Genomic DNA, 9433 nt, shown 5'->3' with positions numbered 1-9433 from the left:
GTCCCGCGGTGGGCCGGGGACGCCGGGGCGGGAGCGGGTCAGCGCTTGCGGGCGATGGTCAGACCGTCGGCGAGCGGCAGCATGACCACGTCGACCCGGGGGTCGGCCGCGAGCGCGGGGTTGAACTCGCGCAGCGCCGCGGCGTTGCCGGTCACCGGCTCGTCGCCGAGCACGCGGCCGCCGTACAGGACGTTGTCGAAGACGATCAGGCCGCCCGGCCGTGTCCTGATCACGAGCTCCTCGAAGTACGCGGCGTAACCGGTCTTGTCCGCGTCCACGAACGAGAAGTCGATGTTCTCCTCGACGGGCAGGGACCGCAGGGTCTCCAGAGCCGGACCGAGGCGCAGCTCGATCAGCCCGGCCAGCCCCGCGGACTCCCAGCCGTCCCGGGCTATGCGGGTCCACTCCTCGCTGGTGTCGCAGCACAGCAGATGTCCGCCCGCGGGCAGCGCCCGGGCGATGGACAGCGAGGAGTAGCCGGTGAAGGTGCCCACCTCGACCGCCTGCCGGGCTCCGGCCATCCGGGCCAGCAGCGTGATGAGGGCGCCCTGCTCGGGCGCGATCCGCATGCCGGCCTTGTCACCCGTCTCCTTCTCGGTGCGCGCCACCAGCTCGTGGTGGGCGGGCAGCGGTGCGATGCCACTCGCGACCACGTAGTCGACGACCTCCTGGGTCGCCTGCACCCGCATCGGCTGGTCGGCAGGAAATTCCATCGTCACTCCTTTTTCAGGGCCCCCAGGGGCCCCGGCAGTCGCCAAGACCTGGACAACGTAGGAGCGCCGACTGGAGAAGCACTTGAGGACCAGTCCACGCACCGGCGGTCACGCTCCAGCCGTGTTCGAGCCGGACTCGACCGTTCCCGGAAAGCCTCTGGGGCGACGCCGGACACAGGCCCCACGCATCGGCCCGTGCCCCGAGAACGCCGCGCAGCGGCCAGCAACGAGGAGTGAGATGCCTGCCAGCACCCCCGCGGACCCGCGTACGGCCCTGATCACGGGCGCCACCAGCGGAATCGGACTCGCCGTCGCCCGCGCCCTGGCCGGCAGCGGATTCCGCGTCTTCCTGTGCGCCCGCTCCGCCGAGAACGTCGCCGCCACCGTCAAGGAACTGCGCGACCAGGGCTACGAAGTGGACGGCGCGACATGCGACGTCCGCTCCCGCGCCGAGGTGACCGAGCTGGTCGCCACCGCCGTCGCGGCGTTCGGACCGATCGACGTCCTGGTCAACAACGCCGGACGCAACGGCGGCGGAGTCACCGCCGAACTCTCCGACGAGATCTGGTACGACGTCGTCGACACCAACCTCAACAGCGTCTTCCTGATGACCCGGGAGGTTCTGTCGGCGGGAGGCATGCTCGGGCGGCCTCGCGGACGGATCGTCAACATCGCCTCCACCGGCGGCAAGCAGGGCGTCGTCCTGGCCGCCCCGTACTCCGCGTCCAAGGCCGGTGTGATCGGCATGACCAAGGCGATCGGGCTGGAACTCGCCTCCTCCGGGACCACCGTCAACGCGGTCTGCCCCGGGTACGTCGAGACCCCCATGGCCGAGCGCGTACGCCGGGCCTACGCCGAGGCGTGGAACACCGGCGAGGAGCAGATCCGCGAGCGCTTCGAGGCCAAGATCCCGCTCGGCCGCTACACCACCCCCGAGGAGGTGGCCGCCATGGTCGGCTACCTCGTCTCGCCTGCCGCGGACGCCGTCACCGCGCAGGCGCTCAACGTCTGCGGCGGCCTCGGCAACTACTGACCGGCCCCGCCGCCCCCTTCGGAAGGTGCACACCCGTGTCCGAGACCACGCCCCGAACCACCACGCCGCCCCCTGCCCCGGACGTCTTCGACAGTCCCTCCCGGCGCACGCCCGGTGAACGGCCGGGCGACCCGACGCGCGTCGACGTGGAGCACACCGTCACCGTCCCGGCCGCGCCGGCGGTCGTCTTCGCCCTGCTCGCCGACGTGGAGAAGTGGCCGCTGATCTTCCCCCCGACCGTGCACGCCCGGTTCCTGGAGCGGGCGCCGGACGAAGGCGGCCCCGAGCGGCTCCAGCTGTGGGCGACCGCCAACGGCGGGGTGCGCACCTGGACGTCCCGCCGCCTCGTCGATCCCGTACGGCGGCGCATCTCCTTCGGCCAGGACCGGCCGAAGGCGCCGATCGCCGCCATGGGCGGGGAGTGGATCGTCCGCCCGGTGGACGCCGGCAGCGAGGTGGTCCTCACCCACACCTACGCGGCGGTCGGCGACGACGCCGACACGCTCGGCTGGCTGGAGAAGGCGGTCGACGGCAACAGCCGTGCCGAACTGGCCGCCCTCGCCGAAGCGGCGCGGGAGAAGGAGGCAGGCCTGGAGACGTCCTTCACCTTCCGCGACAGCCTGCACATCGAGGGCACCGCCGCCGAGGCCCATGCCTTCCTGGACCGCGCGGAACACTGGGTCGAGCGCCTCCCGCACGTGGCGCGGGTCGAGCTCGCCGAGCCCCTGCCCGGTGTGCAGGTCCTGGAGATGGACACCCGGACCGCGGACGGCTCGTCCCACACCACGCGGTCCGTCCGGATCTGCCGGGCGCCGCACAGCATCCACTACAAGCAGCTCATCACCCCCGCTCTGCTCCGGGTCCACACCGGCAGCTGGCTGCTGACCGAGGACGACCGGGGCGTCACCGCGGTCGCCGAGCACACCGTGGTCCTGGAGACGACTGCCATAGCCCGGGTGCTGGGCCCCGACGCCACCGTGGGGCAGGCCCGGACGTTCGTCCGGGACGCCCTGGGCCGCAACAGCTCGGCCACTCTGCGGCAGGCGAAGGCATTCGTGGAGGGGACGTCCGTTGCCTGACCTCCTGGACGGGCTCCCCGCCCGCGCCGACCTGCTGCTGCGTTCCGCCGCCCGCCGCCACGGCGACCGTCCCGCGCTCGTCCTCGGCAGCCGTACGGTCACGTACGCGTCGCTCGACGCGGCGGTGGACCGGTGTGCCGCCGTGCTGCGGGAGCGGTTCGGCGCCGGGGGAGCGGTCATCGCGATCGGCGCCGACCTGCATCCCGACGTCGTGATCGCCTACCACGGTGCCCTGCGCAGCGGGAACACGGCGCTCCTGGTGATCCCCCTGCTGCGCGAGCAGCAACTGCAGTACGTATTGGAGGCGTCCGGCGCGCGGGCGGCCCTGGTCGGGGCCGGCCTCCACGACCGGCTGAGCCGGGTACGCCACGGGCTGCCCGCACTCGACCTGGTCGCCGTGCTGGGGGAGGACCTTGAGGAAGCCGGACCCGGGGTGCCGCGCCTCGCCGATCTGCTGGAAGCCGCCGCGCCCGGGGTGCCCGACCACCACGCGGACCCGGAGGACCCCGCCGCGCTCCACTTCACCAGCGGTACCACGGGTATGCCGAAGGCCGTCGTGCTCAGCCACCGCAACGTGACGGTCAACGCGGTGCAGACCGCCCGGGCACACGGACTCGAAGCCGGCTCCGTCACGCTCGTGCACTTCCCCAGCTACCACCCCATGCACATGAACTCCGCGCTGGCCGCCGGAGCGACCCAGGTGCTGGTGCCGGAGGCGGACCCCGCCCACGCGATGGAGCGGGCCCGCGCCTGCGCCGCCGGGCACGTCTACTCGCTGCCCGCCCGGCTGGCCCAGCTCGCGGCCCACCCCCGGCTGCCCGGACTGCGCCTGCCGGACGCCCGGATGATCGCCTCAGGAGGGTCCGCCCTGGCACCGGCACTGGCCGGGACACTCTCCCGGCACTTCGGCGTCCCGGTGGTCCAGGGGTACGGGCTCGCCGAAGCCTCCCCCCTGACCCACTTCGACCGGCCGGGCGAACACCGTCCCGGCTCGGTCGGCAGGCCCGTCGAGGGGACCGAGCACCGTGTGGTCTCGCTGGACGACGGCACCGTGCTGCCTCCCGGTGAGAACGGGGAGGTCCAGGTCAGGGGTGCGCAGGTGATGCGCGGCTACCTCGATCCGGCGCACGGCCCGGCCGTCGACGCCGACGGCTGGCTGGCCACCGGCGACGTCGGCCGCATCGACGAGGGTGACCGGCTCCATCTCACCGACCGCATCAAGGACGTCTTCAAGTGCGACAACTGGCTCGTGGGGCCGAGCGAGATCGAGGCCCTGCTCGCCGAGGATCCCGCGGTCGCCGACAGCGTCGTCCTCGACCGGCCTGACCCGGTGTCCGGCGCGGTCGCCCACGCGCTCCTCGTCCTCACCGGACCGGTCTCCCCGGGTGAGGCGGAAGAGGCCGTCACCCGGCTCAACGCCCGGCTGCCCTACTACAAGCAGGTCCGCAGCCACGAGTTGGTCGAGCGGATTCCCCGTACCCCCAACGGCAAGATCCCGCGGCGTGAGCTGCGGGCTTCCTTCCACGCACGACTCGACGGAGGTTCCCCGATGGTGATCCTGATCAACGAATTCATCCTGACCGCGGCACCCGAGGAGTTCGAGAAGGTCTTCGAGGCCAGCTCGGTGTACATGCGCGAGCAGCCCGGGTTCATCGACCACACGCTGGTCCGCTCCATGACCAACCCGAACACGTACATCAACATCGCGCGCTGGGAGGACGCGGCGGCGCACATCCAGGTCGTGCAGTCCGAGGGCTTCCAGGACCACATCCGGCAACTCGCGGGCGTCGCCAAGGCGACACCGCAGCTGCACACCGTGGTGTCGCACGTTGAGCGCTGACCCGCTGGGCCTGGCGGGCGTCCCGGTCCTGGTGGCCGGGGCGACCGGCAGGGTGGGCGGCGCGGTCGCGCACGCCTTCGCCGCGCGGGGCGCCGAGGTCGTGGTGCACGGCCGGCACGACAAGAGCACCGGCGCGCTCGCGGACGCCCTCGTCGCCGCACACGGCGTGCGCGCGCACCCGGTGACCGCCGACCTCACCTCACCCGACGGTCCGCAGGCGCTGCGCGCGGGACTCGCGTCGGCAGGCGTGGACCGGCTCGCCGTCCTGGTGAACTGCGTCACCGGGTACGACGGGCAGCCCCGGCCGGTCGCGGCACTGACCGCCGCGGAGTTCCGCGCGGTGCTGGAGACCGATCTGGTGGCCGTGCACACCCTGGTCACCACCGCCCTGCCTCTGCTCGCCGCGTCCGGCCGGGCCCGGGTCGTGCTGCTGTCCTCGCTCGCCGGGGTCCGCGGCCGGCCCGCCGCCGCCCACCTGTGCGCGGCGAAGGCGGGAGTGGCCGGCCTGACGCTGGCCCTGGCCCACGACCTGGCGGGTCAGGGCATCCGCGTCAACTGCGTCGCACCCGGACCGGTGCAGGAGCCCGGCGTCCCGCACCCAGGCCCGCTGGGTCCGGGCATCGTGCCCAACACGCCCGACGAAGTGGCGGGATGCGTCGTCGCGCTCGCCTCCGACCTGTCCAGCCCCGTCAACGGCCACCTCCAGGTCGTCAACGGCGGGCGGCCCTGACCACACGAAGGCGGTCACCCAGCATGAACGCACCCCTCGCACAGCACACCCCCCGCCCCGGACTCTTCCCGGACGGCCGGATCGCTCTGGTCACCGGCGCGTCCCGCGGGCTCGGCAGAGCCGTCGCCCACCGGTTGCGGGCCGGCGGCTGCCACGTCTACCTCAACTACGCCCACGACGACGCGGCCGCCGCCGAGGCGGTCGAGGCGGCGGCGGACCTCCCGGGCAGCACGACGCCCGTCAGGGGAGACATCCGCTCCGCGGAGTTCCTCACCGGGCTCCTGGACCGGATACGCGACGAGCACGGGCAGTTGGACATCCTCGTGCACAACGCCGCCACCATGCACCCGATGCTGCCGGTGGCCCCGGAGGTCATCCCGCTCTTCGACGAGATCGCCCTCGCGCTGAACCCCCTGCTGCACGGCGCCGCTACCGTCGCCAAACTGATGCCGGAGGGCGGCAGGGTCATCGCGGTCTCCGGCAACGGGGCCTTCGAGGTGATCCCGCACTACCTGGCGACCGGTGTCGCGAAGGCGGCCCTGGAGAACCTGGTGCGCTACCTCGCCGTCGACCTCGCGCCGTTCGGCATCACCGTCAACGCCGTCTCCACCCATCTCCTCGACAAGGGGGAGCACACCTCCAATCCGGCCATCGCGGGGCTGCTCGCCTCCCGTACCCCCAACGGGCGCCTCACCAGGCCGGAGGACGTCGCCGATGTGATCGCCCTGCTGTGCGCGCCGGAGGCCGCCTGGATCCAGGGTCAGGTCATCGTGGCCGACGGCGGTCTGGGCCTGCGGGCCTGAGGGGGACGGACATGGACATCACCACCGACATCTGTGTGGTCGGCGCGGGCCCGGCCGGCCTGACGCTTGCTCTGCTGATGCTGCGTTCGGGCGCCCGGGTCACCGTCCTGGACCGCAGCCGCTCCTTCGAGCGCGAGTACCGCGGCGAGATCCTCCAGCCCGGCGCGATGACGCTGCTCGACGACCTCGGGGTGCTCGCCGGAGCACGGGCCCGCGGCGGCTACGAACTCGGCCGGTTCCAGCTCGTGGAGAACGAGCGCCTGCTGATGGACATCGACTACGGCACGCTGCCGCCGCCCTACGGCTTCCTGCTGAGCCTGCCCCAACGGCACCTGCTGACCGAGCTGTTCGACGCGTGTTCCCAGTACCCGGGCTTCACGTACCTGGAGGGCTGCGGCATCCGGGAACTGGTGCGCGAGGGGAGCGCCGTCACCGGCGTCGTGTGCGGGCAGGGGGAGCGGCGCCGCCGGATCACCGCCCCGGTCACCGTCGCCGCGGACGGCCGCTATTCCAAGACCCGCCGGCTGGCGGGGATCGAGCAGCACCGGCTGGACACCTTCGCGCACGACATCCTGTGGTTCAGGGTGGCGGCCGGCGGCCGGGCGGACCGCTCGGTGCGGGTGCACCGGACCGGAGGCACCCCGGTCCTCATCTACGACTCGTACCCCGACTGCGTGCAGATCGGCTGGACGCTGCCGCACAACGGGTACCGCCGGATCGCCGAGGAGGGTGTGGAGAAGCTGCGGTCGCGGATCGCCCGGGCGGTGCCCGACTACGCGGACCAGGTACTCGAACAGGTGAAGGAGCTCAGCGACCTGACACTGCTCGACGTCTTCTCCGGCTACGCCACCCGGTGGGCCGACGACGGGCTGGTCCTGCTCGGGGACAGCGCGCACACCCACAGCCCGATCGGGGCGCAGGGCATCAACCTCGCCCTCCAGGACGCCGCTCTGCTGCATCCCGTGCTGATGAGTGCCCTGGACAGCGGCGACTTCGGCGAGGCCGCTCTGTCGCGATGGGTGCCCGAGCGCAGGAAGGACATCGAGAAGGTCTTCACCCTCCAGGCCCGGCAGAGCAAGGCGATGCTCGGTGGCGGCAGCAGGCTGGCGGGTGCGGTCCGGCCCCTGGCGGCGCGCGCCCTCGCCCACACCCCGCTCTACGGGAAGATCCTGCGCGCCATCGCGTTCGGCGCCCGGCCGATCGCGGTGCGCTCGGACCTGTTCGGAGAAGCGGAACCCATCCGCAGAGAGGCTGCCGGAGCATGAGGATCATCGATCTGTCCTCGCCCATCGACGCGTCGTTCTGGGAACCGGACGAGGTGGTGCACCGCGTGCTCGACGCGCAGGCGGCCGCCGTACACGTACGGGACGAGATGAAGGAGCACTTCGGCCTGGAGCTGGATCCCGGCGTCTTCCCGGGCGGCGCCTTCCTCACCAACGACTACCTGACGCTCACCACCCACACCGGCACCCACGTCGACGCCCCCGCGCACTACGGACCCGCGGAGGGCGAACACACCCCCCGCACGATCGACCAGATGCCGCTGGACTGGTTCGTGCGGCCCGGCATGGTCCTGGACCTGCGGGACGTCGGTACGGGAACGGCCGGAGTCGACCACCTGGAGCGGGAGTTCGACCGGGTGGGACGCAGGCCACGGCCGATGGACGTGGTGCTGCTGCACACCGGGGCCGACCAGCACCTCGGCAAGCCGGAGTACTTCACGGAGTTCACCGGTCTGGACGGGCCGGCCACCCGGCTGCTGCTCGGCCTGGGGGTACGGGTGATCGGGACAGACGCGTTCAGCCTCGACGCGCCCTTCACCCACATCATCCAGGAGTACCACCGCACCGGGGACAAGGACGTGCTGTGGCCCGCCCACTTCGCGGGGCGCCGCGAGGAGTACTGCCAGCTCGAACGGCTGGCCAACCTCCAGGACCTGCCCGCGTCGACGGGATTCACCGTCAGCTGCCTCCCGGTGAAGATCGCCGGGGCCGGCGCGGGGTGGTCGAGGGTGGTGGCGCTGCTGGACGGATGAACAGGGGGCGACGTCGCGGGCAACGCTCGGCCGTACCGCGAGATCGCCTGTCAGGTCATTAGTTAGTCGGCTATATTTCGAACGGCGCGAACGCGAACTCGCGGCTCTCGCGGCGCATTCGGCGCCGGAACCCTCCGCACCGCCCGGACGGGCGGGCTATGGAAAGGCATTCATGGAGAACAGGAAGCTCGGCGCCGCCGGCCTCGGCGTATCGGCTCTCGGCCTCGGCTGCATGGGCATGGCCGGTGCATACGGCACAGCGGACACGGACGAGGCAGTCGCCACGATCCGCCGGGCGCTGGACCTCGGGGTCACCCTGATCGACACGGCTGACTTCTACGGTCCGGGCACCGCCGAGAAGATCGTCGCCCAGGCGCTCGAGGGCCGCCGGGACGAGGCCGTGGTCGCCACGAAGTTCGGCATGCGGCGTCCGGCGGCCGGCCCGCCCTACGTCGACGGCAGCCCCGCGTACGTCCGCGAGGCCTGCGAGGCCTCGCTCCAGCGCATGGGCCTGGACCACATCGACCTGTACTACCTCGCCCGGCTGGACCCGAAGGTCGACGTCGAGGAGACCGTCGGAGCGCTCGGCGAGCTCGTCGCCGAGGGCAAGGTGCGGCACATCGGGCTCTGCGAGGTCTCCGCGCGCACCCTGCGCCGGGCGAACGCGGTCCACCCGATCGCGGCCCTGCAGACCGAGTACTCGCTGTGGGAGCGGCACGTGGAGGCGGAGATCCTGCCCACCTGCCGTGAACTCGGCACCGGCTTCGTGGCGTACAGCCCGCTCGGCCGCGGCTTCCTCACCGGTGCCTTCGACAGCGCGGAGGACCTGGACGCCGACGACCAGCGCCGCAACCACCCGAGGTTCCAGAGCGAGAACTTCGACCACAACCGCAATCTGGTGCGCACGGTCGAGGAGCTGGCCGCGGAGAAGGGCATCAGCCTCACCCAGCTCGCCCTGGCATGGGTGCTGGCCCAGGGTGGCGACGTCGTGCCGATCCCCGGTACGCGGCGCGTCTCCCACCTGGAGCAGAACGCCTCGGCGGTCGACGTGCGGCTGACCGACGACGAGGCCGCCCGGCTCTCCGAGCTCTTCCCCGCCGGTGCCACCGCGGGACTGCGCTACCCCGCGCACTTCATGCGCACGATCGACCAGAGCTGACGCTCTCCGCCCGTCACGGCAGCGGGGCACACCCGGAGGGG

General features: G+C 72.3%; 9 protein-coding genes. 8 read left to right on the top strand and 1 reads right to left on the bottom strand.

Going from position 1 to position 9433, the window contains the following annotated elements; all coding sequences use genetic code 11:
- Positions 1–38: 38 nt before the first annotated feature.
- Positions 39–713 (bottom strand): O-methyltransferase, encoded by a 675-nt coding sequence (locus tag ACFWFI_RS37060; RefSeq protein WP_387399213.1) that lies wholly within the window; start codon positions 711–713, stop codon positions 39–41.
- A 238-nt stretch (positions 714–951) separates the two neighbouring features.
- Between ACFWFI_RS37060 and ACFWFI_RS37055 the strand changes: the two genes are divergently transcribed.
- From ACFWFI_RS37055 to ACFWFI_RS37020, 8 genes are all read left to right on the top strand, one after another.
- A complete protein-coding gene (locus tag ACFWFI_RS37055) occupies positions 952–1746 on the top strand; it encodes an SDR family NAD(P)-dependent oxidoreductase (RefSeq protein ID WP_387399211.1) in 795 nt (264 codons plus the stop codon).
- Between the two features lie 35 nt (positions 1747–1781).
- A complete protein-coding gene (locus ACFWFI_RS37050) occupies positions 1782–2825 on the top strand; it encodes an aromatase/cyclase (RefSeq protein WP_387399208.1) in 1044 nt (347 codons plus the stop codon).
- Positions 2818–4665 carry an AMP-binding protein gene (locus ACFWFI_RS37045; protein WP_387399205.1) on the top strand — a complete coding sequence of 616 codons (1848 nt, stop codon included), beginning with the start codon at positions 2818–2820 and terminating at the stop codon, positions 4663–4665. The genes ACFWFI_RS37050 and ACFWFI_RS37045 overlap by 8 nt, the downstream gene beginning before the upstream one ends.
- Complete coding sequence (locus ACFWFI_RS37040; protein WP_387399203.1) at positions 4655–5395, top strand: SDR family NAD(P)-dependent oxidoreductase; 741 nt, start codon at positions 4655–4657, stop codon at positions 5393–5395. Before ACFWFI_RS37045 ends, ACFWFI_RS37040 begins: the two co-directional genes overlap by 11 nt.
- Positions 5396–5418: 23 nt before the next feature.
- The gene (locus tag ACFWFI_RS37035) at positions 5419–6198 is read left to right on the top strand and encodes an SDR family oxidoreductase (RefSeq protein ID WP_387399200.1); all 780 of its coding nucleotides are present in this window, start codon (positions 5419–5421) and stop codon (positions 6196–6198) included.
- 11 nt (positions 6199–6209) lie between these two features.
- Positions 6210–7463, top strand: coding sequence for an FAD-dependent monooxygenase (locus tag ACFWFI_RS37030; RefSeq protein WP_387399197.1), 1254 nt, complete (start codon positions 6210–6212; stop codon positions 7461–7463).
- Positions 7460–8233 (top strand): cyclase family protein, encoded by a 774-nt coding sequence (locus ACFWFI_RS37025; RefSeq protein ID WP_387399194.1) that lies wholly within the window; start codon positions 7460–7462, stop codon positions 8231–8233. Before ACFWFI_RS37030 ends, ACFWFI_RS37025 begins: the two co-directional genes overlap by 4 nt.
- A 172-nt stretch (positions 8234–8405) precedes the next feature.
- A complete protein-coding gene (locus ACFWFI_RS37020; RefSeq protein WP_387399192.1) occupies positions 8406–9392 on the top strand; it encodes an aldo/keto reductase in 987 nt (328 codons plus the stop codon).
- Positions 9393–9433: the final 41 nt, after the last annotated feature.

The organism is Streptomyces sp. NPDC060209 (genome assembly GCF_042728155.1).
Classification (GTDB): Bacteria; Actinomycetota; Actinomycetes; order Streptomycetales; family Streptomycetaceae; genus Streptomyces.
The sequence above is the reverse complement of the archived record's forward strand: the minus strand, read 5'-3'. Positions and strand labels throughout refer to the sequence as shown.

What these genes read in the sequence shown, in the direction of transcription:
- ACFWFI_RS37060 (WP_387399213.1), bottom strand. Translation starts at nt 713, where the DNA reads ATGGAATTTCCTGCCGACCAGCCGATGCGGGTGCAGGCGACCCAGGAG.
- ACFWFI_RS37055 (WP_387399211.1), top strand. Translation starts at nt 952, where the DNA reads ATGCCTGCCAGCACCCCCGCGGACCCGCGTACGGCCCTGATCACGGGC.
- ACFWFI_RS37035 (WP_387399200.1), top strand. Translation starts at nt 5,419, where the DNA reads ATGAACGCACCCCTCGCACAGCACACCCCCCGCCCCGGACTCTTCCCG.
- ACFWFI_RS37030 (WP_387399197.1), top strand. Translation starts at nt 6,210, where the DNA reads ATGGACATCACCACCGACATCTGTGTGGTCGGCGCGGGCCCGGCCGGC.
- ACFWFI_RS37025 (WP_387399194.1), top strand. Translation starts at nt 7,460, where the DNA reads ATGAGGATCATCGATCTGTCCTCGCCCATCGACGCGTCGTTCTGGGAA.
- ACFWFI_RS37020 (WP_387399192.1), top strand. Translation starts at nt 8,406, where the DNA reads ATGGAGAACAGGAAGCTCGGCGCCGCCGGCCTCGGCGTATCGGCTCTC.